Genomic DNA, 25,551 nt, shown 5'->3' with positions numbered 1-25,551 from the left:
ACCAGCTATTGCTGCATCCGCGTGATAAGTTCCTTGAGCTCGGAAGCCAGCTTGGCAAGGGCCTCGATGGCCACCTGCGATTGCTGCATGGCCGTGGCCGTTTCCGAGGAAATCACGTTGATCTCGTCCGTGGCCCGGTTGACTTCCTCACTGGTGGCGGACTGCTGTTCCGCTGCCGTGGCAATGCTGCGCACCTGGTCCGCGGACTGCTCCACCAGCATCTTGATGCCTTCCATGGCCTCGCCGGACTGCTGGGCAAGCATGGTGCTCTTGCCCACGGCCTCCCGGGCCACGTCCGTGGCCTTGACGTTGCGTTGCGCCCCGTCCTGGATATCGGTGATGGCCTTGCCCACCTGCCCGGTGGCGTCCATGGTCTTTTCCGCGAGCTTGCGCACCTCGTCCGCAACCACGGCGAATCCGCGCCCGGCCTCGCCGGCACGCGCCGCCTCGATGGCCGCGTTCAGGGCCAGCAGGTTGGTCTGGTCGGCGATGTCCTCGATGACCTGCATGATGGCCCCGATGCTGTCGGTCTGTTCGCCGAGCTGCGCCATGCTTTGCTTGAGTTCCCCGGAACGCGCGTCCACCTGGGCGATGGCTCCGATAACCTCTTCCACGAGCCCGGAGGCTTCCACGGCCTTTTCCTTTGTCTCGTCGGCATTGGTGGAGGCGTCCGCAGCGTTGCGGGCCACTTCCAGCACCGTGGCGTTCATTTCTTCCATGGCCGTGGCGGTCTCGCCTGCACGTTCCTGCTGCACCTGCGTGCCGCGGGTGGACTGTTCCACCTGCGCGGAAAGCTCTTCGGCCGCCGAGGAAAGCTGTTCGGCAATGGCGTCGGCGTCACGAGCCGCGCCCATGATGCGCTCGCGCTGTTCCATGGCTACCCGCTCGCTTTCCTTGATCTGGGTGGTATCCGTAATGATGGTGAACGCGCCGATAACATGGCCGTCCATGTCTTCCAGCACGGCCGTATCCACGAGGATATCGTATTCGCGGCCCTGTTCGCCCTTGCCCCGGGTTTCCTGCCCCACGATCACACTGCGTTCACGAATGCAAACGCCCAGCTGGGTTTCCCGGTTGGGGTCGCCGTACAGGAACTGCGCGAACTTCATGCCGATGTAGTCCTTGGGCTGACCCGACTTCTGCAACAGGTCAAGCTCGTGCTGGTTCACGAAGGTGATGTTTTCCTCCAGGTCCACAACAACGCACGGATAGGTCAGGTTGTTGAGCAGACCTTCGGAAAAACCGAGTTTTGTCTTGAGCTCCAGAATCATGGCCCGCACCGAGTCGATGGTGTCGCCGATGGCGTCTCTGGCCTCGTATGCTATCTCGGCATTGAAATTGCCCTGGGCCACTTCGCCGGTGAAATCGGAAAGCGTCTTGAGCGGACGGGTGACCACTCGAATGAGCAGCAGAAGCACGATGATCACCGCGGCAATGGCTCCGAACGCCACCAGCGCATTGGAGACAAGCAATTTCCTGTCCACGCCGTGGAAAACTTCACCCTGGGTCAGGGCAAAACCGAATGACCATCCCCACGGCTTGAAATAACGCAGGAAAACTTCCTTGTGCTCGCCCTTGAATTCATATTTCACCAGACCGTTCTTCTGCTTTTCGAATTCCGGCCAGAAAGGATACTCCTCAAGGCTCTTGCCCTCGATGGTCGGATGCAGCATGAGCTTGCCTGCGCCATTGAAGATGAACCCGTAGCCGGAACCACCGATCTTCGCGGATTCAACCGCCTTGCGGAACGCCGGGGTCAGGATCTTGCGGCCCACGTAGATGACGCCCACGACCTTGCCGAAGGAATCCTTGATGGGCTTGTACGCGGTCTGGTACCAGGCGTTGACCACATAGGCGATGCCGTAATAGGTCTCGCCGGAAGTCACGGTCTTGTAGACCACGCTGTCCGAGGGGATATAGGTTCCAACAGCGCGCTTGCCGTCCAGCTTGAGCACGTTGGTGGATATGCGCAGCAGCTTTCCGGGCAAGACCTGGAAAATGGTGGTGGTCCCGCCCACCTGCTTTTGCACCTTGTCCACCAGATCATAGTTCCCGTTGATCACATACCCGCCGAACTGCATTGTCGGAATGGTCACGGTTTCCGTCTTCTTGGTGACCTGGTTGGTGATCTGCGTGGTAATGGTATTGCCCGTATTGAGATACGGCGCCCCGTACTTTTCAATTTCCGCGTCCATGATGTTCAGGTCGGTCTTGACCTTGTCCGCCAACAGGGACTGCTGCATCTCCATGAGCTGATACATGCTGTCCGCAAAGGACTGCATGTTGGTTTCGCCCATTTCGATCAACGAATTCTTGACCTGAACCTGCGTTACCGAAGCCATGACCACGATGGCCAGGGCCACGACCCCGATGGTACCGACCATCAGCTTGGTTTGAAATGGCATTTTCATGAATCGGGACATACTACCTCGCTTTTTTTTTCGCTTCCCATCCCCCACGGCGGAAAACCGCCTTCACCGGGAAGTATAGAAATATTTCTAATTATATTTATTACTGAGAGCGCAAGATAGTGTCAAACCATTATAATTAATTGGTGAAAAAATACGTCCCGAAAAGGGGGAATACGAAATGGAAGGGATCAGGAAAGAAGTGCGGCCAGCACTGCCCCGGCAGCGACCACGAGCAGCACGTTCAACCGCAGGCGCAAGGCCATGAACGCGGCAGCGGCAATGAAAACGCTCACGGAATTCCAATGGGTTTCCAGCAGGAAACGCCCGGCAACGGCAGCCATCAGCCCCACAAGGGAAACAAGGCTGCCCCTGAGCGCGCGACGCGCAACCCCGGAAGACGCCAGCCGTCCGTAAAGCGGTGTGCTGGCCAGAAGAATGAACAGGGAAGGCGTGAACACGGCCACCGTGGCCACGAACGCGCCCACAAGGCCGCGCACTGCATAGCCCACGAAGGTGGCGGTCATGACGATGGGACCGGGCGTGATCTGGCCCAATGCGATGCCGTCCATGAACATGGAGGCATCCATCCAGCCGCGCGCCTCCACCACCTCGTGCAGCATGAGCGGCACGGAAACATAGCCCCCGCCGAATGCGAACAGATCGATCTTGAGCATCAGGGCGGCGATGTCCCCCAGCTGCGGCGCAAACCAGAACAGCAACCCGAGGCCCGTCCCGGTCAGCACGGCCAGAATCACGGCGGCGCCCACATGGTTGCAGGGCGCCTCTTCCTGGGACAGGGCTGCCCCGGCATCCGCCTGACCGCGAAAAACGAAAACGGCCACAACACAGACAGCCACCAGCGCAATGATGGGATTATGGCCGTAAAACAGCCACAGCGCGGTTCCCAGCGCCAGCATCCGTTCCATGATTCCGGTCAGATACCGGCGCGAAAAATTCACGGAAGCGTGCAGGATGAGCGCCACCACAACGGCCTGCATACCGCCGAACATGCTGGTGATCCACGCCACGTTGCCTGTGGTGAAATACAAAAAGGACAGGCCGAGCATGAGCAGAAACGCGGGCAGGGAAAACCCGGCATACGCGGCCACGGCGCCGAGCGCCCCGCGCGAACGCATACCCACGTAGGCGGCCATCTGCATGGCGGTTGCCCCGGGAACCATCTGTGTCACGGCCATGCCGAACCCGAAGGTCTTTTCACTGAGCCACCCGAACCGGTCCACGGCCTCGCGACGCATGAAGGGAATCATGGCCGGACCGCCGAACGCGGTGGTGCCGAGACGCAAAAAGGTGAAAAACAGGCGAGCCAATGACGGACGATTCATGCAAATCCCTCCGTGCACAAACTGCCACGCAACAGCCTTGCAACGCAAGGGGTCGGCGCAGTTGAGAAAAACGGGCCGTCCTGTTACCTAATGGAAACTCCGGAGAACCCTGCAACACGGCGGTGTCCATGTTTGACGACAGCAAGCCCTATACCTTTGACCGCGTGGTGCGGCTGACCCTGACCGTGGCCGCGCTCTGGGCAGGTTTCAGCCTGATAGCTTCCCTGAGCGACGCCCTGCTGCCCTTTGTGGCGGCGCTGGTGCTGGCTTACATGGTCAACCCGCTGGTGGAATTCACCCAGCGCATTGTCCGTTCGCGCCCGCTGGCCGTGTTCCTGAGCCTTGCCCTGCTGCTGGGAATGGCCGTGCTGGCCGCATGGGTGCTGATCCCCATGGTCATCTCCGAACTGGCGTCCATGGGCAAAACGCTCTCCGAACTGATCAACAACTCGGCCGTGGCCCAGCGCGCCGCCGACCGTCTGCCACCGGACCTGTGGCAGGCCATACGCGATTTCGCGGCCCGCGAGGACGTGCGCCGGTTCTTCAGCGAATCCGGACTGGCCGGGCTGTTGCAATCCGCGGCAAAAAAGGCCCTGCCCGGCGCATGGCATCTGCTCAGTTCCACGGCCAACCTGCTGTTCGCGCTGGCCGGGCTGGTGGCCGTGCTCCTGTATCTCATTTTCATTCTCATGGACTTCGGCAAGTTCCGCAACAACTGGCACGACTACATCCCGGACCGCTATCGCACCTCGGTCACGGAATTCTTCGACGAGTTCACCGGGGCCATGAACCGCTACTTCCGCACCCAGATACTCATCGCCCTGATCATGGGCGTGATCTTTGCCACGGGCTTCAGCATTGCGGGCCTGCCGCTGGCCATCGTGCTGGGCATGTTCACGGGCCTTTTGAACATCGTGCCCTACCTGCAGATCGCAGGGCTGATCCCGGCCTTTGTGCTGGCCGGGCTCAACGCCATCATCACGGGCCACGGATTCCTGTACGGCATGCTTCCGGTGGCCGTGGTCTTTGCCGTGGCCCAGACCCTGCAGGACATGGTGCTCGTGCCCAAGCTGCAGGGAAAGGCCATGGGGCTTTCGCCATGGCTGATCCTGCTTTCGCTCTCTGTATGGGGAAAACTGCTGGGCTTTCTGGGGCTGCTGCTGGCCCTGCCCATGACCATGCTCTGCCTGGCCTACTACCGGCGGTACCTGCGCGGGTCTAGCGGCTCGGGTCCGGGCAGCGCGGCGGCAGCACCGGAGACGGAGCCCCTTCAAGCTCCAGCGGAAGAATGAAATAGAATTCATTCCCGTACTCCCGGGCGGCATAGCCCACCTCGCCCCGGTGCAGCTCCACCACCTGACGCACGAAAAACAGCCCGTGCCCGGTGCCGGCCTCGTCCGGCTCGTTCATGGCCCTGAACCCGGCCTGAAAAACCTCCATGGGGTCCAAGAGCGAAAGGGGCTTGCCCGTGGTGAACACATACATGCGGATGCCGTCCACTCCCGTGGAAAAATGATTCTTGACCAGCTTCCAGCCATAGGACATGAACCGCCCGGTGCGGCCGTCCGGCAACGTGGCCTGGCGCGTGTATTTGACCGCGTTGGAAAAAAGATTGGCAAAAACCTGCGAGAGCAGCCCGATGTCCACCACGATGCGTATGACCTGATCCGGCGGCGCACCGCCAAGGGTCATGTCCAGCTCCACGCCACGCTCCTCCAGCCGCGGCATGTAGCGGCTGAGCTGCGGCTCCACCACCTGACTGCGCAGGTTGCAGGGACGCTTTTCCAGAACGTAGCGTCCTTCCTCGAAATGCCTGCGCCGCAACAGGGTCTCCAGGAACATGCTGGTCTGCACATAGTGACGGTATATCTCGTCGAACTTTTCCTTCATGTTCCCGTGGACCGCTTGCAGCCGGTCCGCGCAGTCGGCGCAATCAGGCTCCAGCTTTTCCCTGCCCAATTTGCGCATGTCGGCGCTCACGGTTTTCAACGAGTTGATCATGCGACGCAACTGGTTGAAATACAGCTTGAAATACATATTGGGAACAATGACGTTGTGGCCGATGTCTTCCACAAGATTGCGAATGAACCCCAGATGTTCACGGTTTCGGTCGCGCAACAAGCGGTTGTGCAGCTGAAAGCCCACGCGGTTCACGTATTTTTCCATGAACAACCGGTCCGAATCGCTCAGGTCCGGGCCGGTTTTGAACACGAAATTGCCGATGATGTTGTCCGGCGGCAAAAAGGGCAGCAGGTCGTTGTAGTCGGGATTGCAGCGCACGGGCAGGAACAGGTAGCCTTCACTGTGCGCGACGTTGGGGCCGACCTGTTCGTCCCAGCCGCGCATGTTCGGCAATTCCTCGCCGAAGCCGGATGACCGCGCGGCCAGCACAAAGGTATCCTCATCCTCCAGCACATACAGGCAGGATTCCAGCCCGAACATGATGCGCGGTATGTACAGGCAGGTATCGTAAAAAAGCTCCCTGCCGCGGAATTCCTGGCTCAGGTCGAAAAAAATGTTCAGGGCGCGCACCTGCGAAGGCGAAAAATCATACCGGGCATAATCGTCCATTTTGCCCCGAATCCGCCTGTCCACGAATTCGGCGCGCGCTTCCGGGGAAATGAAACAGACGTCGTTTTCCGAACGGGGTCCGCTGCTGCCCTCCGGGGCATCCGCGTTGGAACCACTGTCGTTTCCGGGGACATCCGTTGTTTTCATGCCGCCTCCATGACCGTGGGATGGTCGGTTTTACCCGATCATATACCCCGGCATGGCCGTGGTGACAAGGATGCCCCCGGAAAATCTCAGATGAACAGGTTGAACAGGTAGCCCACCAGCAGGATGCCCGCAGCCACGACCCCGGCGAACGTGGCGATGAGCCGCACCTTGAGCACCTTCTTGAGCATGAGCATCTCGGGCAGGGAAAGGGCGATGACCGACATCATGAACGCCAGCGAGGTGCCAAGCGCCGCGCCCTTGCCGATCAGGGCGTAGATGACCGGCACGATGCCCGCGGCGTTGGTGTACATGGGAACGCCGATGACCACGGCCAGCGGCACGGACCACCACGCTTCGCGGCCCATGATGCTGGCCATGAACTCCTGCGGCACATAGCCGTGGATCACTGCGCCGATGGCAATGCCCGCCACCACATAGGGCCAGACCTTGCCCACGATGTCGCGCACTGCGCCCAATCCGGCGCGCACGCGGTCCGAAGGCGTGATCCTGCCGCGCGGGGCCTCGCCCCCCATGGAAAGCTGGCTGCGCACCCAACCCTGCAACTGGTTCTCCATGCCCAGCCGTCCGATGATCCATCCGGCCACGATGGCCACGCCCAGCCCGGTCACCGCATACAGGACGGCCACCTTCCAGCCGAACATGCCGTACAGCAGCACCAGCGCCAGCTCATTGACCATGGGCGAGGCGATGAGAAAGGAAAAGGTCACGCCCAGCGGCACGCCCGCCGTGACAAAACCGACGAACAGGGGCACGGCCGAGCAGGAACAGAACGGGGTGACCACGCCCAGGAGCGCGCCCAGCACGTTGCCCGCGGATTCCTTTTTCCCGGCCAGCAGGCGGCGGGTGTTCTCGGGCGTGAAGAACGAGCGCAGAATACCCACGCCATAGACCACCAGCACCAGCAGCATGAGCACCTTGGGCGTGTCGTACACGAAAAAGGCCACGGCCTCGCCCAGATGCGTTCCGGCCTCAAGACCGAGCAGGGTTTCGGCAAACCAGCGCGAAAACGGCTTGAGCTGCATGTACAGCCCGAACCACACGGCCACACCCGCCACGGTCAAGACGATGATACGGGCAAGACTCCATTGCCGCTGTTCCTGCGCCTGTGCCCCGCCCATGCATGCGCACGGTTCGGACGGCGCCATCTTCAAATCCTGCATATTCCTATTCCCCTTCATTTCCCGTGCGGTTCAAAACGCAATCGAGCAGCGTGGCCACGCAGCCCAGCTCAAGGGCGTAGTAGGCCCAGTTGCCCTGCTTGCGCGACGAAAGCACACCGGCCCGCTTGAGCACGGCCAGATGCCGCGACACCGTGGACACGTCCAGCCCAACCAGCTCCTGCAACTCGCAGACGCACATTTCGCCGCGGGCAAGGGCATGCACCATGCGCAGCCGGGCGGGATGCCCCAAGGCCTTGAACACCGCCGCGCTGCCGTCGAACTGTTGTTCCGTGATGATCGCTTCCATGAATCGCACCTTTTCGTTTTTTTCGGCGGAGCGATGTGTTCCGCTCAATTTGTCTATTTGGCAAAATAGACAAATAGCAACGGCCCGTCAACCGGAAAATCACGAAGGGGGCGGATTTACCATCGCGGAAAATTGTGCGAAGGTGCGCGCACATTCCACAGGGAGCCGACATGACAGCAATCAAGGAAGAAATCATACTCGTACACGTGACCGGGCATGACCGCCCGGGGCTGACTGCCAGCCTGACCTCGGTCCTCGCGGACTACGGCGTGGACATTCTGGACATCGGCCAGACCATCATTCACGACTTCCTGACGCTGGGCATACTCATCCGCCTGCCCGTGGATCCGCAACCCGTTCTCAAGGACATGCTCTTCACGGCCCACGAAATGGGCGTGAACATGAAGCTGCATCCGCTGGAGCCGGAAAAATACGAGGCCTGGGTGGCCGCGGCCAACCGCACGCGGCACATCGTGACCCTCCTGGCCCGCCACATCTCCTCGGAACAGGTGTCGGCCATTGCCGCCATCATGCGCGACAACGGCCTGAACATCGAAACCATCCACCGGCTTTCCGGCCGCATGCCGCTGGACAGCGACCTTTCCCAGTCCCGGGCCTGCGTGGAATTTTCGGTGCGCGGCGCACCCGAGGACGCCTCAGGCATCCGCAGCCAGCTTCTGGAGCTTTCCGGCAAGCTGGGAGCGGACATCGCCTTTCAGGAAGACAACATCTTCCGGCGCAACCGCCGCCTTGTAGCCTTTGACATGGACTCCACCCTGATCCAGGCCGAGGTCATCGACGAGCTGGCCAAGGAGGCCGGGGTCGGGGAGCAGGTGGCGGCCATCACCGAACGGGCCATGCGCGGCGAGCTGGACTTCAAGCAGAGCCTTGCCAAACGACTGGCCCTGCTTGAAGGATTGGACGAAGCCGTGCTGGAGCGCGTTCACCAACGCCTGCCCATGACCGAAGGGGCCGAACGGCTCATCCGCATTCTCAAGTCCGTGGGCTACCGCATCGCCATTCTCTCGGGCGGGTTTACCTATTTCGGCGAACGCCTGCGGGAGCGTCTGGGTGTTGACCACGTCTATGCCAACCAGCTGGAAATCCGCGACGGCAAGCTCACGGGCCGCGCGCTTGGCGACATCGTGGACGCAGACAAGAAAGCCGAACTGCTGCGCGCCATCGCCCAGAAGGAAGGCATCAGCCTGCAGCAATGCATTGCCGTGGGCGACGGCGCCAACGACCTGCCCATGCTCAACCTTGCCGGGCTGGGCATAGCCTTCCATGCCAAACCCAAGGTCAAAAAAGGCGCGCGCCAGTCCATCAGCAACCTCGGACTGGATTCCATCCTTTATCTCATCGGCGTGCGCGACCGCGAAACCGAACAGCACTAGCCGCATCCGCCCGTCGCCGCCATCATGGCGACATCCGTTCTGCATTTGCGCGCCCCTGCGCAAAAAAAGTGCGCTCGCGCGTGCAACGTTGCACCACCCAACACACAAAATTAATAAATCCAAACATTTGCAAGTTTGGCACACGTATTGCCTCTGTCTGCACAAAGCTGACGGAGAAGACCATGCGAACCACAATACTGCTGCTGATGACCATATTCATGACCTCGGGATGCATGAGCAACAATGCCCAGCGCTCCGCAGGCATCGGTTCGCTGGCCGGGGCCACGCTAGGCGCGCTGACGTTCAACAACAAGATCACCGGAGCGGCCGTGGGTGCCGGGGCCGGGTTGCTGGTGGGCTACATCGTGGGAAACGAAATGGACAAGGCCGACAGGATGCACGTTTCGCAGACGCTGGAAAGCACGCCTTCAGGGTCCGTGGAGCACTGGAAGAATCCGGATACCGGCGTATACTATGAAGCGGAGCCCCGCCCGGCCCGTTATGAACGAAACAGACATTTCCGTGAAGTGGAACTGAGAGCCACCATGCCCGACGGCCGCAGGGAAACCATCCTTGCGGACGCCTACCGCGGGCCGGACGGCAACTGGCACCTCGTGCAGTAGATACTTCACAGCATCCGCGCTGCCCGTGCAGCGCAAACCTCCTCCGTGTCGGCCCCGGTTCTCTCCTCCGGGGCAGCGGCAGACAGACCGGCGGGGAGGATTGATTGGCAATCCTCCCCGCAAGTCGGTTCTCAAAATTCCAGAATTCAGAAAAAAATCAGTTCGGGGATTCCACCGGAATGGTGAAGATGAAGGAACTGCCCTTGTCCAGTTCCGAACGAACCCAGATGCGCCCGCCGTAATGCTCCACGATTTCACGACAAATGGTCAGGCCCAGTCCGGTTCCCTGCGGTTTGTCCTTCATGGTGCTGAGATTGGACTGATGGAACTTTTCAAAGACCGTAAGCCGGTCTTCCGGAGCAATGCCCACGCCTGTGTCATCCACCTCCACGCGCAGATACCCGTTGTCCTTCTTGACCCGCATGATAACGCTGCCATGTTCCGTGAACTTGGCGGCGTTGTTCAGAAGGTTGACCAGCACCTGCTGCATGCGGTCCGGGTCGGCCACGATTTCGGGCAGGTCCGGCTCCACTTCGCAAATCAGGTCCACCTCGGACTTCTGCGCAAAGACGCCCTGCAGGGAATGGGCGGTCTTTTCCGCAATCTCGCCCAACTGAATGACCTCGTCGCGCCAGCCCATGCTGCCGGACTCGATCTTGTTCAGGTCCAGCACGTCGTTGATGAGCCGGGTCAGGCGTTCGCCTTCCTCGGTAATGATGGACAGGTTTTCCTGAATGCGCGCACCGCGCTTTTCCAACAAATCCTGCCCCACAGCCAGCGGCTTGAAATTCTTGATGAAATCTTTCTTGAGCAGTTTGGCGAACCCGAGAATGGATGTGAGCGGGGTGCGCAGCTCGTGGGAAACCGAGGACAGGAATGCGGACTTCATCTCGTCCAGTTCGCGCAGGCGTTTGTTGGCCTGCTCCAGTTCATGGGCCTTGCGCACCAGATCCTCGGTGCGGGCGCGCACCAGCTGTTCCAGATGCCGGTTCAGGTCCGCAAGATCCTGTTCGGCCTTCTTGCGCTCGGTGAAGTCTTCCAGCATGCCCTCGATGGAACGCAGTTCACCGTCATCCGCATAGGTGGCCCGGGCATTGAGCGCGCCCCAGAAACGGCGTCCGTCGCTGCGATTGTATTCATTTTCCCAGCGCAAAACCTTGCCCTGTTCGCGCACGGTGTCCAGAAAACGCCTCAACTGGCCGGGTTCGGGAAAAACGGACGTGGAAGGGTCCTCTGTGCTGTACAGAAACTCCTCCACGGTCTCGCACCCGAAGAAACGGGCCATGGCCGGGTTGGCGCTGGTGATCTTTCCGTCGGGGGTCATCTGGAAAACGCCTTCCACAGCGTTTTCGAAAATGCCGCGGTATTTTTCCTCGGCCTCCTGCAGGGTACGGTTCAATCCCTGCATCTTGCGCTCGCGCGCTTCGATTTCCGTGCTCATGAGCCGGAACCGCTGGGCTATGTCCAACAGCTCGGCATGATGAATCTCACCGAAATCATACGAAAAGTCACCCTTGGCAACACGGGCGATGCCCCGTTGCAGGATGGCCAGCGGCTTGCCCAGAAAAACGCGCAGCAGTATGCCGGTGACCGCCAGGATGACCACCACCGAAACCATGATGAGCATGACCGAAACAAGCATCTGCCGCTCCAGCCGCTCCTTTTCGCCGCGCAGGGTAAAATCGATTTCGGCCCGCCCGATGGTGCGGCCCTCGAAGACGATTTTCTGCACGCGCTTGATATCCGCATTGCTGCCGATGAATTTTTCGTGGGCGTAGATGACCTCGTTGCGCGAGCCATAGATGCGAAAGCCCTGCACCATGTCGTTTTGGGCATACACAGAACCGATGAGCCGGGCATTTTCATAATCGAGGTTCCAGATGGGAACGGCCAGGATTTCGGCCACACGGTCCACGATCTCATCCGCCTTTTCCGCGGCGGAATGGGTCATGTCCTCGGACTGGCGCCAATACGTGTAGGTGGACATGGCGGTGGCGACCATGACGACGATGACCACAAGGCTGGCGGTCAGGTCGCGAGAAAGCGATCTGCCCCGTGCCGTGAACATGGGTCGTTTATCGGTCACACCTTGATTTTCTTCGCTCATCCCCGCCCCTGCATTGTTGCAGCTTCGATACCGAAGCCCTCACCTCTTTGAAGGATAACAGAAACATGCCGCGCCGGACAGCCCCTATTCCGCGAGAAACTTCATCCTGCTCTTGATTAATGAAAACCTGAGCTCCTGACAATCGTGTTAGAATGGATTTCCTTGCCACGAAAACACAATGCGGATAGATACTCCCTCCATGGCGCGCATCATCTCCCGCATGGCAACCCTCATGATCGTGTTGCTGCCGGTCGCCCTGCTGCTCCACGCGGCTCCGGCCCCGGCTCATCCGCACGTATTCGTGGACGCCACCCCCACACTGGTCATCGGCAAGGACGGTTTGTCCGGAATTCGCCACCACTGGCTCTTCGACGACATGTTCACCGCGGCCCTGCTGTCCGATCTGGGCCTGACCCCGGCGGACCTGAAGACCCCGAAAGGACAGGAAGCCATTCGTGACGGCGGTTTTGCCAACCTGAAAAACGTGGGGTATTTCACCATCGTGCAGGTGGACGGCCAGCGCCTGAAGCCCGGACAGACCAGCGACTTTCACGCCTCGGTCTCCGACGACAACCGCCTGATCTACGATTTTTTCCTTGCGCTGGACATCCCTGTGCAGCACCCCGCGACAATCCGCATCACCATCTGTGACCGGGAATATTACGCGGACATGCTGCTGCTCAAGGACCAACTGGGCATTGACGTGGGCGGACCGTTCAGCGTCAGCCACTCCATTGCCCCGGCTCCGGACCTGGCCTACTGGGGCGGGTTCGTCATTCCGCAGGCCATCACCCTCCGGCTCGAACCCGCAGGATCAACCATGCCCGCCCCCGCCTCCAGAGCAACACGGCAGGCAGACATATCCGAACCGCAGCCCGGATCCGCCACGCCCTCCCTTCTGCAGCGGCTCATGGGTCAGGTTGTGGCCCTGCAAAAAGCCATCAAGAAAAAACTCACGGCGTTGGCCACCGACATTCGAACAAACCCGCTGGGCAAGGGTTTCTGGATGTTCCTGCTGCTCTCCTTTCTTTACGGCGGCGTGCACGCCATCGGCCCGGGGCACGGCAAGACCGTGGTCTGTTCCTATTTTCTGGCCCGGCCCGGTTCCCTGTGGCTCGGAGCCGTCATGGGCCACGCCATCACCTTCGTGCATGTCGCCTCGGCCACCATCGTTGTCATGGGGGCCTACTGGCTGCTCGGTTCGGGCATGGGCGGCTTCCAGAGCGCGGACAAGATCATACAGCCCGCCAGCTATGCCTTGCTCACGCTCGTGGGCCTCGGCCTGTGCGTGGCCATTATCCGGGACCTCAGAAAAGGCGGGCTGCTGCGCGGCGCTGCCTGTCCGGTGGATGCGGGCGAGGTCGCCCGTTCCGAACACATGGGCAGCGTGTTGCTGGTCTCCTTTGTCACCGGCGTGGTGCCCTGTCCGGGCGCTGCCGTGATACTGGCCTTTGCCGTGGGCCTGAACATCGTGGGAGCGGGCATTGCCGCCATGCTGGCCATGGCGCTGGGCATGGGTCTGACCACCACACTGTTCGCATGGGCCGCCGTGAGCGCGCGCGGCCTGACCCTCAGGATTTCGGGCAAGAACCGCACCCTGTTCAATCGCGTCTACGCCTTCCTTTCCATCTGCGGGGCGTTGGCCATCGCCCTTTTCGGCGTGGCCATGTTCCTGGGAAGTATATGAATAATAACGGGATATTGAGAACAAAACGCGATTCTTCATTCTCGTTTTTCCGCGCAACACCTCAAGAACGCGACACGGGACGAACCGGATCGAAAAAAAAGGTTTCGTCCTCCCGGACGAAACCTTCAACAAAAACAGCTGCATCGTCCTGCTACGCGTAACCGCAGCAATCCGACAAAAAAAACTGCGCCGCAACAAAAGCATAGCCCAACGCAGCGCTTCCAAAGCCCCGCCTATTCCTTGAATACATCCTTGCGCATGGCCTCGCGCGCGGCAACGGCCAGAAAATCTGCAGGAGCCACGCCGTATTTGTCCGCATACTGTTCAATGCGTTCCAGCAGGTAGCGGTGCAGGGTCAGCTCCACGGCTTCGAAATCCGTGCCGTCGTCCGAAACCTCGACGCCGAAGATCTTTTTGTCCCCGGTTCCGGGCAGGTCCAACACGTCCTGTTTACTCATGGGCTCGGGCAGGTCCATGCCGGACTCCAGCTGCAGCTCCACAAACATGGCCAGGGCCTCGTGCGCCATGTCCACGGCCTCTTCCTCGTCCGCGCCAAAGGTCGTACAGTCCGGAAAATCCGGGAAACTCACGCCGAATCCGTGTTTTTCCTTATTGAGCAGAGCCATGTATTTCATGGAAAGTCTCCTTGTTTTTTCCCGCCTATACAGGGTGTGGCGCGCAAGGGCAACCACCGCACCCGGCACAGGGCCGCGTGGCCACTCCGGTTCCTTATGACGCATTCGTCACGAGGATGCCATGAAATTTCCGCCGAACGTGTCCTATCAATGATCTAGACTTTTTCTCGAAAACTGCGCACAGTGGTTCCATACACCGAAACGGAGGATGCGAACGGAACCCGGCGAACAGATGACCGCATGGCGCGGAACAATGTCAGGAGTCACCCGCAAGCAACATCTAACGGTTATACGGACGGGGGATTAATGGCCCAGAAAAATTTTGTCCTCGATACCAACGTCCTGCTGGAAAATCCCAAAAGCATCACTGCCCTGCGCAACGGGCAGGAAAACATCATCCACATTCCCTATACGGTTCTCAGCGAACTGGACAAGCTCAAGAAAGACCCGCGCATCGGGCACATCGTGTCCCAGGCAGTGCGCGCCATTCTCCACGACGACGACGTGCGCGTGTTTTCGCCGGATTTTGCCATCACGCTTGACGACGAGTGGATGGACGACCGTATCCTCAAGGAAATCATGCACATGGCTCCCGAGGATGCCATTCTCATAACCAATGACCGCATCCTGCAGATCAAGGCCAAGGTGTATGGCATTCCTTGCGAGGAATACCGCGACTCCGACCCGTTCCGGTCCATGAGCCAGCAGTTTACCGGCTTTGTGGACGAAGGCGGGGAAGTGCAGCCCAACTGCTTCCGATGGGAAAGCGGCACCCCGGTTTTCCACGGCCCGGACGGCCCGCATCCCGTGGCCTACCAGCATGAGGTCTGGGGCGTGAAGCCCAGAAGCGTGTACCAGAACCTTGCGCTGGAACTCATGCTGCATCCGGGCATCGATCTCATGTCCATCCAGTCCGAGGCCGGCTACGGCAAGACCTTTCTGGCGCTGGCCGCGGCCCTGTACCTGACCCTGGAGCGCAAGGACAACCAGTTCCGCAAGATATACCTGGTCAAACCCGTGGTGGAGATCGGCGCAAAAATGGGGTATCTTCCCGGTGACATTGAGGAAAAGATGTTGCCGTATGTGCGCTACATTCAGGACCTGCTCATCAAGCTGCACGACATGCGCCCGGCCAACCGCATTTTCGCGGACCCGACCGCGGACAACCTGAAGCTCAACCCCAAGCGGTTCGAGATTCAGCCCGTGGCCTTCATCCGGGGCATGAACATTGAAAACGCCGTGGTCATCGTGGACGAAATGCAGAACCTTTCGCGCAGCGAGACCCGCGCCCTGCTCACGCGCATGGGCGAAAACGTCAAGTGCATCTGTCTGGGCGACACCCGTCAGGTGGACAATCCGTACCTCAACGAGTCCAACAACGGTCTGAACTGGACCGTGCGCAAGCTGCGGGGCTACCCCAACTATGCGCACATGGTGCTCAAGGGCGACCGTTCACGCGGTCCCATTACGGACATTGTGCTCAAATCGAAACTGTAAACCCGACGGCCCGGCCGTCGGGCCGTAAGGAAGCCATATTTCATGCTCAGGTTGCCGCGTCTGCTCTCGGCCCTTGTGATTTTTCTGTTGCTGACCGTACCCGCCCTCGGCCAGCAGTCCGTTGCCGTGAACGACTCCCGTCTGGCGCAAGCCCTTGTTGCCGCGGAGTTTCCGTCCGTGGAATCCGTGGCGCGCATACAGGGGCCGCTGACATTTTGCGGCGAACCCGTGCCCCTGCAACTGCCCGACGTGCGCGAACGCATTGAAAAGGAAATCCTGCTCATGCACTGGGACCGGGCGCAAACCCTGCTCTGGATCAAGCGCACGGGCCGCTATTTCCCGCACATCGAAAGCCTGCTGCGCGCCAACCGCATGCCCGACGACCTCAAGTACCTGCCGGTCATCGAGAGCGCGTTGCGGCTCAGCGTGGGCTCCAACCGTGGGGCGCGCGGCATCTGGCAGTTCATCCGCTCCACGGGCCGCAAGTACGGACTGGAGGTGGACGGCTACGTTGACGAGCGCCGCAATTTCTATTCGGCCACCAAGGCCGCCATCCGCTATCTTTCGGACCTGCACGACCAGTTCAAGTCGTGGCCGCTGGCGGCGGCCGCCTACAACATGGGTGAAAACGGGCTGGAAAAAGCCATCAAGAAACAGGAAATCCGCGATTACTACCAACTGCATCTGCCCACGGAAACCGAACGCTACGTGATCCGCGCCATCGCGGCCAAGATGCTGCTCTCCAATCCGGACCGCTACGGATTCCGGCTGGTGCCGCAGGATTTTTACCGACCCATCCGCTTCGACCGCATCCGGCTGCGCTGCCGGGGCTACACGCCGCTCATGCTCGTGGCCAAGGCCGCGAACACCACCTACAAGAACATCCGCGACCTCAACCCCCAGTTCATCCGCGACCGCCTGCCCCACGGCACGCACATGCTCTTCATTCCCGAAGGCGCGGCCAAGGGCTTTGCCGAACGCTACAAGCCGCTCATCGAACAATACCGGGCCGCGCACAAGGGCAAGGTGCACAAGGTGCGCCGGGGCGACACGCTGTTGCGCATTGCCCAGCGATACCACATGTCGCTGACCAAGCTTTTGCGGCTGAACAACCTGACCCGCAAAAGCACCATCCATCCCGGCCAGACCCTCATCATCCGCCGATAACCGGCGAACGGCGACATTGCCGCACGGTGAGGCCCGGGAACAGGCTCGCGTGAACGGGCGCCTTCAAGCGGAGCCCTCATGGTCGGGAAAAAACGATGCCGCCACCCCGGGCGACCGGAAAGACGGAAGATACACTGCCGCATGCACCCGGTTCGCCGCAGACAGAACAGCGCACCAGTGCACCCCGGCGCAAGAGCCGGTTCAGCGGATCACTCTCCGCGTCCTAAAAGGAATATACCGGGGGAACCCGCTACTTGTAGGCGGCGAGCTGTCGGGCCGTGTCTCGGGCGATGTCGCGGGCCTTGAGGTCGTCGCGCTTGGAGCGCACGTTCTTGCCCTTGCCCAGCGCGATCTGCACCTTGACCCGCCCGGCCGAGAAATACATCTTGGTGGGCACGACAGACAGCCCCTTCTGCTCGGCCTTGGCCTGAAACGCCGTGATCTCGCGCGAATGCAGCAGCAGCTTGCGCGGCCGCTCGGGATCGGGCTGGGCCAGCACGCCGGTGTTTTCATAGGGCGAGATATGCACGCCCACGAGCCACGCCTCGCCATTGGAGAAGCGCACGTAGCCGTCCTTGAAGTTCACACGCCCGATGCGCAGGGACTTGACCTCGCACCCCTGCAGCACCAGTCCGGCCTCCATGAATTCGGAAAGATCAAACAGACGGCGGGCCTGCTTGTTCTGGGCAATGAGTTTCTGCCCGGGCTTGACAACTGATTTCTTTTTCTTGCTCATGATATGTGTTCGGCGTCAGGCCGATATTTCGTCATTTTCGAGCAGCGAGGCAAAAAAGGCCAGCTCCTCGGGATACGCGTTAAAAATATTTTCCATGACCAGGCCGTTGATGCGGTGCACGGTGCGGCATTCCAGCACCTTGCGCAACAGCTCGCGGCAGTCGCGCATCTTGGTCTGGCGAATGATGCGCTTGATGCCCGGAATGGCCTGCGGCGTCAAGGAAATGGAATCGATGCCCATGCCCATGAGGATGGGCACGCAGAACGGGTCCGAAGCCACCTCGCCGCACAGGCTGACCTCGATGCCGGCCTGATGCGCGGCGTCCACCACCAGCTTGATGGACTTGAGCGTGGCCGGGTGCAGCGGCTGGTACAGGTAGGAAACGTGGTGGTTGGTGCGGTCCACGCCGATGCTGTACTGGATCAGGTCGTTGGTGCCGATGCTGAAAAAATCCACCTCGCGGGCCAGAAAATCCGCAATCATGACCGCGGCCGGAACCTCGATCATGATGCCCACGGGCATTTCCGGGTCGTATTCAAAACCTTCCCGGCGCAGTTCCGCCTTGGCCTGCGCCAGCCACGCCTTGGCCTGCCGCACCTCACGGATGCCGGAAATCATGGGAAACATGATGGCCACGTTGCCGTTGGCGCTGGCCCGGAGAATGGCGCGCAGCTGGGTCTTGAACAACTGCGGGTGCTTGAGGCAGAACCGGATGGCGCGCAGGCCCATGGCCGGGTTGGCCTCGTTCAGGTCGCCGTACTGGTTCATGGCCTTGTCCGCGCCCAGATCAAGGGTGCGGAAGACCACCTTTTGCGGAGCCATGATGGACGCCAGTTCCGCATACTTTTCCACCAGTTCGTCCTCGGTGGGCAGTGCGGTGCGGTTCATGTAGGCATATTCCGTACGGTACAGGCCGATGCCTTCGCCGCCGTTGTCCAGAACAGCGGCCACCTCTTCCACCAATTCGATGTTGGCGTGCACCTGAACCCGGAACCCGTCGATGGTCTCGGCCGGAAGCTGGCAATGCCGCCGGATCTTGCGGGTGTACTGCTCGAACTGGGCCGCGCGTTCGTTGTAGTCGGCCAGCTCGTCCTCGCCCGGATTGACGATGATCTTGCCGCCAAGCCCGTCGATGATGACAAGGTCGCCGTCATTGACGTCGTCCTCCAGCCGGGAAACCCCCACCAGCGCGGGGATGCCCAGCGTGCGGGCCATGATGCCCGTATGCGACGTCTTGCCGCCCTGCACCGTGGCAAAGGCCATGATCTTGTCCACTTCCAGCTCCACGGTGTCTGCGGGGCTGAGGTCGTGGGCCATGATCACGAAACGGCCCTGAATGGCCTTGAAATCCTTGCTGCGCCCGGCCAGTTTGCTCTGGACGCGGTCCGCCACCACGCGCACGTCCTGCATGCGCTCGCGGATGTAGGGATCGTCCACGGCACCGAACTTGTCGGCCTGGTCGGAAACCGCCTTTTCCAGGGCCCATTCCGCGTTGAGACTCAGTGAACGGATGTAGTCGCAGGCAGCGCCCAGAAGAAGGGGGTCCTTGAGCATGAGCAGGTGCGTGTCGATGAGCATGCTGTATTCGCGCAGCTCGTCCGGCACCTGCCCGCGAATGGAGGCAAGGTCTTCCGCGGTGTTCGCAAAAGCCACCTCCAGACGCTCCACTTCGTTTTCCACCAGCGCAGGGGCCACGGTCTGCCTCGGCAGAGTGGCCTTGTGGCTGCGGTTCACGAAAATGGCCTTGCCGATGGCAATGCCCGAAGCGACCGGAATACCGGATATCACCTTGCCCGCCACGTTTACTCCTCTTCGAACCGTCCGGAAATCAATGCTTCCAGCCGGTCCAGCGCCTCAGCGGCATCACTGCCCGAAGCGCGCAGTTGAAGGATGGCTCCCTGCCCTGCGGCAAGGGTCAGAACGTCCAGAATGCTCTTGGCATCCACTTCCTGCTCATCCAGAGTGATGACCACGTCGGCGGCAAAGGTCTGGGCCAGTTGCGCCAGTTTTCCGGCAGGCCGGGCGTGCAGGCCGTGCTGATTGGCCACCACGACCTCCCGGATCAGGCTTTCGCCGTCCTCGCCGTCCGTCATATTCACCGCACTCTTTTCATCCATGCTCGATAACCTTGTTGTCATCAGTTTGTCCTCGCGGCCATTGTCGCCTACCCCATGGCCCCGAGGATGTCCAGAATACCCTCCCGCACCAGCGGGTAAAACTGCACCAGCGCCAGAAACGCCATGGCCGCCAGTACGCGCGAAACCAGTCCGGTACGCACGAAACGGCCGAAAAGCATCAGCCCGACCACGGCCGGCAGCCACTGCCACCAGATCAGCGGCCGCGGCCAGAGCAACATCCAGAGCCAGAGCAGCAGCATGGCGTTGGCATATTTGACCCGGGTCCCCCAGTTGATGAGGTCCCAATGCCGGAGGCGTTCCAGAAAAAGGAACCCGCCCCGCAACCCGGCCATGAACGTATAGGCCCGAAAACATTGCAAGCCCGTGAAAAATGTGATTCCGGCCAGCAATGGCAGCAGGGTGTGCCCCTGCAACAGCAGACAGATGGTCCCCAGCGCCCAGAAAATGAGCAGGCTGCCCGCAAACACCGAATCGCCGATGGCCGAAAGCGTGTAGGCCGTGGTGTCCTTGACCTTGGCCAAAGCGGCTGCGGGCATGCGCCCCGCGGCAATGGCGCGCTCCATGTGCAGGAAAAGTCCCACAAGACAGGGCATCCAGAACGGATGCGACTGGTAGTGGCGCACATAGCGCCGCAGGGCCTTGCGGTATTCACGCGGGTCCGGGTGAATGAGTTCCAGCCCGGGCTGCATGCAGAAGACCAGACTGATGTTCTGCATGCCGCGCGTATTGAACGCGGCCCCGGCCAGCAGGCAGCGGGCAAAACAGCGCACCATGGCGAAGGTCAGGGAATCCGTTCCGGAACGGTTCATGGTCTTCAGCGATGGAATTGTGGACTCCGCTGGACGCCTAGCGCGGCGCAAGGTTATATTTTTGCAGATACCGACAGCACCCCACGGCAACCGCTATCTTGATCATGTCCCATGGCGCAAAGGGAACAACTCCCACGGCAAAGGCGCGCGCCCAGGTGATGTCCGCAAACGTCTTGAGCCAGACAAAGCCCAATCCATACGTCACGATAATGGCGATAATGCCCCAGAACAGCCCGGAAATCCAGCGCACGGATCCGTTTTCGCTCTCGGCTCTGGCCCGGCCCGTGAGCAGCGGCGAGACCAGAAAACCAACGAGGTATCCGCCCGTGGGTCCGATCAGGTGCCCCACCCCGGCTGCGCCGCCCGCAAACACGGGCAACCCGATGATCCCGGCGGCAAGATACAGGCACATGACAAAAAATCCCCGCGCCGCACCAAGCAGGTATCCGGCCAGAAAAACGAACACGGGCTGCAGGGAAAAGGGAATGGGGCCGATGGGGATGACCAGATAGGAACTGGCAGCCACCACAGCGGCCATCAGGGACACCCACACCAGACGATGCATGTCGAGAAGCGATTGATTCATGGCGTCTCCTTAGACTGCTGTCGGGTTCACGCTCAGCCCGGCCCGGGATATTTCTTCATGGTCCGAGGCGATGCCTGCTCCGGTGGTGGTCAGGTAATCGCCCACCATGAGTCCACTGGCGCCGGAGACCAGCAGCTCCTTTTTGCGCCCGGAGCCAAAGACCGTTTGCCGCCCCCCGCAAATGCGCAACGCGCTTTCCGGCAGCAGGAAACGGTACAGGGCCACGATGTGCAGCGCCTCTTCCGGGGAAAGCGGCTCGCGGTGCGCAAGCGGCGTTCCCGGAATCGGGGTCAGAAAATTCATGGGCACGGAGCGCACGCCCATACTCCGCAGCAAAAGCGCAAGCTCCACACGGTCTTCCCAGCTTTCGCCAATGCCGAAAATCCCGCCGCAGCAGACATGCAGCCCGGCATCCATGGCCGCCCGCACCGCGCGCACGTCCTCGTCATAGGCGTGGGTGGTGCAGACCTTGGGAAAATGGCTGGCCGATGTCTCCAGATTGTGATGATACCCCTTCAGGCCCGCTGTTTTCAAGACCCTGAACTGTTCCGGCTCCAGAATTCCGGGCGAAAGGTCCGGAACAAGCCCCTGCGCGGCAACCGCGCGGACCGCGGCCGCAAAGCCCTTGAGCAGGTCGCTGCCCACGAACTTGCCGCTGGCCACGATGCCGAAGCGGTGCGCGCCGTGCTCTTTTGCCGTGCGGGCCGCGCCGCCGATCTCCTGCGGCGAAAGCAGCGGATATTCCGGGCTTTCGGTGCCGCCGTGGTGCGCGGACTGGGCGCAAAAGGAACAGTCCTCGGAACAGCGGCCGCTTTGGGCATTGACGATGGCGCACAGGGAGATGCGATTGCCGAACCGGACCGTGCGGATGGCGTGGGCATGGGCCAGCAGTTGGGGCAGGCGTTCCGGATCCAGCGAAACAAGGGCGCGAATCTGCGCGTCGCTCAGGGCCTGCCCGCTGCGGGCCGTGGCCGCAATATGCTCAAGGGATAGATTTGTCATGGTCAGGCCTCACCGCATGAGCGCATAGATGGCCTTGGCGGTCCACCCTTCCACGCGCCCGGCAACGCGTCGCGCGATTTCCTTGGGTTTGCCGCCGGCTTCGCGCTCCTGCTCCACCAGCCGCAACACCTCGGCCTCGTCGGCCGGGCCGGTGCTTGCCGCCGGACCGACGACCACGGTGATCTCGCCGCGCAGGTCCGTGTCCACGCCCTGCAACGCGCCCAGCCTGCCGTAGATGAATTCCTCGAAATCCTTGGTCAGCTCGCGGGCAATGCAGAACTCACGGTCACCCAGGGCCTCGTGCGCGGCCTGCAACGATGCGGCAAGGCGCGATTTGCGCTCGAAAAAAACCAGCGTGGCCCCGGTATCCCGGTGCACCTCGAAAAAACGGTGCATGCGCGATTCGCCGCGCGGCGGAAAGCCCAGAAATGAAAAGGGCAGGGGCGGCAGGCCGCAGGCGCTCAGGGCGGCCAGCGGCGCGCTCGGTCCGGGCACCGGGGAAACCGGAATGCCCTGCTCGCGGCAGGCGCGCACCAGCCGGAAGCCCGGATCGGAAAGCAGCGGGGTTCCGGCATCCGAGATCATGGCCAGCTCCCGCCCCTCTTCAAGCAGACCCATGACACGGGGCAAACGCTTTTCCTCATTGTGCTCGAAAAAACTGATCAGTTCGCCGCTGCGCTCAATGCCCAGCCGCTTGAACAACTGGCCTGCACGCCGGGTGTCCTCGGCCAGAATGATCTCTGCGCGCGCAAGGATCTCGGCCGCCCGCGGGGAAAGGTCGCCCGCGTTGCCCAGCGGCGTGGCCACCACCCACAGTCGGGGGCCCGACATATTGGATTCGTGGGAACTCATGGGCACAGGATGTACCACTGATGCAGCCGGGACGGAAGGAGAATCAGGGCCTCAGGCCTGAAACGCGTCCGGGACATGGTCGAGCTCAAGCCCGTCCCCGGTTTCCAGCACGGCAACCAGATCGAACCGGCACGGCTCGTCCCAGCATTCATGTTCGGCAAGGTACAGGTGCGCGGCGCGCACAAGGTTGCGCATCTTGGTCCGGTCCAGCCCGTCCGCGGGGGTGCCGCGCGACCCTGCGCCCCGCGTCTTGACCTCCACGAAGACCAGCGTGTCGCCGTGGCGGCAGACAAGGTCCAGCTCCAGCCGGCCGCTCCGCCAGTTGCGCTCCAGCACGCGGTATCCCTCGGAGCGCAGATACCGGGCCGCAGCGTCCTCGCCCATGCGGCCCCGCCTGCGCCCGAGCGCAAACCGTTCCAGCACGCGCTTCATGGCAGGCTCCGGCAATATGTCCTGATTAACCCATCATGCATACGTGTTTTCCTACACGGATGGAGTCGACAAGGTCAAACGCACGCAAAAACGGCGGGCCGACATGCCGACCCGCCGCTTCTGCAAACAATGGAACGGGAAATATCAGTTGACCAGCGTCACGTCGCCGTCCGCGCCATGACCAAGGTCGATGGCACGCACATGGCCCTGCCGCAGGGAGAGATCGCTTTCACGCGCTTCCAGAAAGGCCATCTTGCGGGTTTCCAGCCGCTCCATCTGGAGCTTGCGCATCTCGATGCGACGCTGTGTCTTGTACGAACCGGAAGAATAGAGGAAGGAGTCCATGCGCTCGCCTTCGGCATCCGCCACCATGACCGGCTTGGGCCCGTCCTGCACGGCCGGGGCCAGTTCGGCATCATCGTCGTCGTCAAACACGGCCACGATTGTGTCCACCTTGTTCTGGATCACTTCGTCGGGGGTGCGGTCGTTGGCCGCATATTCATAGGAAAACTCGCCGATGGTGTAGGCGGTGGACGCGTATTGCAGCGGCGTGAAGATGGCTCCGCCGCAGGTCAGCAACGGTCCCACAACGGCACAGCCCCCCATGCCGAACACCATCATGCCCGCTGCAACGAGTGCGAAAAACGATTTGCTGAAGCCAGCCAGCGTGTTGGATTTCATGCCCTACCTCCGAACCTGTAAAAAGGGGCGAAACAAGAGTTTTGCAAACACTTTGTCCCACGCAACACGATGCCACCATACGCTATTTCTTTCCATCGGACAATATTTTCAAACAATTTAGACCTTTGGGTAAATCAGGTGATTTTTAACGACAATGTCAAACTGTTTTATTGATACTTTTCAGGTGTTTAGCATCAAAACAAAATGCCTTAAAAAAGTGCGTGAATTCGGGCGACTCGGTATTGTCACAATTTTTTTTCAAAAAAAACCCGCTCATGACAAGGCTTTTACGACAAACGGTTGCACTCGGACGGTTCAAATTTTTGAACTGCCCCAAAAACCAAACCGTTCCGAGCGGTGAGGCGCCGCTTTTGCCATATTTCTAATGGCACAAATCCGACCTGAAGAGCAGACTACAAACATCGTTTCCATTTATCAGAAAAAGGAACAAGAGCTGTAGCCACGCACAAGGAAACCATGAACAGATTCGTTTGCGCACTCATTGCCGGAGCATTTTTGCTGAGCGCCCAGGTTCCGGCGCATGCAGCCGAAAGAACCGTGCGCATCAGCACTTCCTATCGCAACCTCCTTTCCACGCCCGAACAGACCGGCATGCTGGACCGCATCGTCAAGGAAGCGTTCCACCGGATCGGGATCAGGGCCAAAATCGTATTCACGACCGCCGAGCGTTCCCTGATCGCTGTGAACGACGGTATTCTGGACGGCGAACTGAACCGCATCACGGGCATGGAAGAAAACTTTCCCAATCTGGTGCGCGTGCCCGAACCCAACATGCAGATGCAGTTCGTGGCCTTTGCCAACCGGGATATCTCCATCTCCGACTGGGAGAGCCTGCGCGGCCTGCGCATCGGCATGGTCAACGGCTGGAAAATACTGGAATGCAACACCAAGGATTTTCCGGACGTCACGCATCAGGTGGAAGCGCCCCCCCTGTTCAGGATGCTGGACCGGGACCGGCTCGACGTGGTCCTGTACGCCAAACTGACCGGCTACGAAATACTTCATGAACTGGGGCTCAACAACATCCGCGCCCTGTCACCGCCCCTGTGCGTGCGGGACATGTTTCTGTACATGCACAAGAGTCACCAGGACCTGCTCGAACCGCTGGCCCACGCCCTGCGGTCCATGAAACAGGACGGCACTTATGCACGCATTGTGAAGCAGGCCACCGAGGGATTGCGCTAAAGCCTTTCCATTGAACTTTACCTGCCGGGCCTGAAGCGG

General features: G+C 60.7%; 23 protein-coding genes. 7 read left to right on the top strand and 16 right to left on the bottom strand.

All coding sequences use genetic code 11. From position 1 onward, the window contains the following. Positions 1-5 precede the first annotated feature (5 nt). Together F8A88_RS16050 and chrA are read right to left on the bottom strand one after the other, a co-directional pair. Entirely contained in the window at positions 6-2,411 is a 2,406-nt protein-coding gene (locus tag F8A88_RS16050; RefSeq protein WP_161598368.1) for a methyl-accepting chemotaxis protein, read from the bottom strand. Positions 2,412-2,599: 188 nt separating this feature from the next. Beyond that, positions 2,600-3,754 carry a chromate efflux transporter gene (gene chrA / locus F8A88_RS09185; RefSeq protein ID WP_151150848.1) on the bottom strand — a complete coding sequence of 385 codons (1,155 nt, stop codon included), beginning with the start codon at positions 3,752-3,754 and terminating at the stop codon, positions 2,600-2,602. Between the two features lie 128 nt (positions 3,755-3,882). Between chrA and F8A88_RS09180 the strand changes: the two genes are divergently transcribed. Then, entirely contained in the window at positions 3,883-5,046 is a 1,164-nt protein-coding gene (locus F8A88_RS09180; protein ID WP_151150847.1) for an AI-2E family transporter, read from the top strand. On the opposite strand, the gene F8A88_RS09175 is transcribed toward F8A88_RS09180, so the two are convergent. The 3 genes from F8A88_RS09175 to F8A88_RS09165 form a co-directional block, all read right to left on the bottom strand. Then, entirely contained in the window at positions 4,973-6,472 is a 1,500-nt protein-coding gene (locus F8A88_RS09175; RefSeq protein WP_151150846.1) for a sensor histidine kinase, read from the bottom strand. The two genes, F8A88_RS09180 and F8A88_RS09175, sit on opposite strands and share 74 nt — an antisense overlap. An 86-nt stretch (positions 6,473-6,558) precedes the next feature. Then, positions 6,559-7,653 carry a permease gene (locus F8A88_RS09170; RefSeq protein ID WP_151150845.1) on the bottom strand — a complete coding sequence of 365 codons (1,095 nt, stop codon included), beginning with the start codon at positions 7,651-7,653 and terminating at the stop codon, positions 6,559-6,561. Positions 7,654-7,657: 4 nt separating this feature from the next. Beyond that, positions 7,658-7,960, bottom strand: coding sequence for an ArsR/SmtB family transcription factor (locus F8A88_RS09165; protein ID WP_151150844.1), 303 nt, complete (start codon positions 7,958-7,960; stop codon positions 7,658-7,660). A 170-nt stretch (positions 7,961-8,130) separates the two neighbouring features. Here F8A88_RS09165 and serB point away from each other — a divergent pair, with 170 nt between their 5' ends. Both serB and F8A88_RS09155 read left to right on the top strand, forming a co-directional pair. Continuing rightward, on the top strand, positions 8,131-9,354 hold the full coding sequence (gene serB, locus F8A88_RS09160) for a phosphoserine phosphatase SerB (RefSeq protein ID WP_151150843.1): 1,224 nt from the start codon (positions 8,131-8,133) through the stop codon (positions 9,352-9,354). Positions 9,355-9,536: 182 nt separating this feature from the next. Further along, positions 9,537-9,977 (top strand): glycine zipper domain-containing protein, encoded by a 441-nt coding sequence (locus F8A88_RS09155; RefSeq protein WP_151150842.1) that lies wholly within the window; start codon positions 9,537-9,539, stop codon positions 9,975-9,977. A gap of 157 nt (positions 9,978-10,134) precedes the next feature. On the opposite strand, the gene F8A88_RS09150 is transcribed toward F8A88_RS09155, so the two are convergent. Then, positions 10,135-12,084 (bottom strand): sensor histidine kinase, encoded by a 1,950-nt coding sequence (locus tag F8A88_RS09150; RefSeq protein ID WP_151150841.1) that lies wholly within the window; start codon positions 12,082-12,084, stop codon positions 10,135-10,137. A 178-nt stretch (positions 12,085-12,262) separates the two neighbouring features. Between F8A88_RS09150 and F8A88_RS09145 the strand changes: the two genes are divergently transcribed. Next, positions 12,263-13,771 carry a HoxN/HupN/NixA family nickel/cobalt transporter gene (locus tag F8A88_RS09145; RefSeq protein ID WP_241667403.1) on the top strand — a complete coding sequence of 503 codons (1,509 nt, stop codon included), beginning with the start codon at positions 12,263-12,265 and terminating at the stop codon, positions 13,769-13,771. A 233-nt stretch (positions 13,772-14,004) separates the two neighbouring features. On the opposite strand, the gene F8A88_RS09140 is transcribed toward F8A88_RS09145, so the two are convergent. Continuing rightward, positions 14,005-14,406 (bottom strand): type II toxin-antitoxin system HicB family antitoxin, encoded by a 402-nt coding sequence (locus F8A88_RS09140; protein ID WP_151150840.1) that lies wholly within the window; start codon positions 14,404-14,406, stop codon positions 14,005-14,007. A 306-nt stretch (positions 14,407-14,712) separates the two neighbouring features. Here F8A88_RS09140 and F8A88_RS09135 point away from each other — a divergent pair, with 306 nt between their 5' ends. Continuing rightward, complete coding sequence (locus F8A88_RS09135; RefSeq protein WP_151150839.1) at positions 14,713-15,903, top strand: PhoH family protein; 1,191 nt, start codon at positions 14,713-14,715, stop codon at positions 15,901-15,903. A 42-nt stretch (positions 15,904-15,945) separates the two neighbouring features. Then, entirely contained in the window at positions 15,946-17,070 is a 1,125-nt protein-coding gene (locus tag F8A88_RS09130) for a lytic transglycosylase domain-containing protein (RefSeq protein ID WP_151150838.1), read from the top strand. Positions 17,071-17,320: 250 nt separating this feature from the next. Here F8A88_RS09130 and smpB read toward each other — a convergent pair whose 3' ends face one another. The 9 genes from smpB to F8A88_RS09085 all read right to left on the bottom strand — a co-directional run bounded on the left by smpB (position 17,321) and on the right by F8A88_RS09085 (position 24,306). Continuing rightward, the gene (gene smpB, locus F8A88_RS09125) at positions 17,321-17,806 is read right to left on the bottom strand and encodes an SsrA-binding protein SmpB (protein WP_151150837.1); all 486 of its coding nucleotides are present in this window, start codon (positions 17,804-17,806) and stop codon (positions 17,321-17,323) included. A 15-nt stretch (positions 17,807-17,821) separates the two neighbouring features. After that, the gene (gene ptsP / locus F8A88_RS09120; RefSeq protein WP_151150836.1) at positions 17,822-19,606 is read right to left on the bottom strand and encodes a phosphoenolpyruvate--protein phosphotransferase; all 1,785 of its coding nucleotides are present in this window, start codon (positions 19,604-19,606) and stop codon (positions 17,822-17,824) included. A 2-nt stretch (positions 19,607-19,608) separates the two neighbouring features. After that, positions 19,609-19,923: an HPr family phosphocarrier protein gene (locus F8A88_RS09115; protein ID WP_151150835.1), complete on the bottom strand. Its 315-nt coding sequence runs from the start codon at positions 19,921-19,923 to the stop codon at positions 19,609-19,611. A gap of 47 nt (positions 19,924-19,970) precedes the next feature. Continuing rightward, a complete protein-coding gene (locus F8A88_RS09110; protein ID WP_151150834.1) occupies positions 19,971-20,753 on the bottom strand; it encodes a PTS system mannose/fructose/sorbose family transporter subunit IID in 783 nt (260 codons plus the stop codon). A 37-nt stretch (positions 20,754-20,790) separates the two neighbouring features. Further along, positions 20,791-21,339 (bottom strand): biotin transporter BioY, encoded by a 549-nt coding sequence (locus F8A88_RS09105; protein ID WP_151150833.1) that lies wholly within the window; start codon positions 21,337-21,339, stop codon positions 20,791-20,793. 9 nt (positions 21,340-21,348) lie between these two features. Further along, entirely contained in the window at positions 21,349-22,341 is a 993-nt protein-coding gene (bioB, locus tag F8A88_RS09100; RefSeq protein ID WP_151150832.1) for a biotin synthase BioB, read from the bottom strand. 9 nt (positions 22,342-22,350) lie between these two features. After that, positions 22,351-23,172, bottom strand: coding sequence for a 16S rRNA (cytidine(1402)-2'-O)-methyltransferase (gene rsmI, locus F8A88_RS09095; RefSeq protein ID WP_151150831.1), 822 nt, complete (start codon positions 23,170-23,172; stop codon positions 22,351-22,353). A gap of 72 nt (positions 23,173-23,244) precedes the next feature. Then, the gene (locus F8A88_RS09090; RefSeq protein ID WP_151150830.1) at positions 23,245-23,625 is read right to left on the bottom strand and encodes a YraN family protein; all 381 of its coding nucleotides are present in this window, start codon (positions 23,623-23,625) and stop codon (positions 23,245-23,247) included. A 144-nt stretch (positions 23,626-23,769) separates the two neighbouring features. Continuing rightward, a complete protein-coding gene (locus F8A88_RS09085) occupies positions 23,770-24,306 on the bottom strand; it encodes a hypothetical protein (RefSeq protein ID WP_151150829.1) in 537 nt (178 codons plus the stop codon). A gap of 477 nt (positions 24,307-24,783) precedes the next feature. On the opposite strand from F8A88_RS09085, the gene F8A88_RS09080 reads away from it, so the two are divergent. After that, positions 24,784-25,512 (top strand): substrate-binding periplasmic protein, encoded by a 729-nt coding sequence (locus tag F8A88_RS09080; RefSeq protein ID WP_151150828.1) that lies wholly within the window; start codon positions 24,784-24,786, stop codon positions 25,510-25,512. Positions 25,513-25,551: the final 39 nt, after the last annotated feature.

It is taken from the genome of Pseudodesulfovibrio senegalensis, from assembly GCF_008830225.1.
GTDB lineage: Bacteria > Desulfobacterota > Desulfovibrionia > Desulfovibrionales > Desulfovibrionaceae > Pseudodesulfovibrio > Pseudodesulfovibrio senegalensis.
The sequence above is the reverse complement of the archived record's forward strand: the minus strand, read 5'-3'. Positions and strand labels throughout refer to the sequence as shown.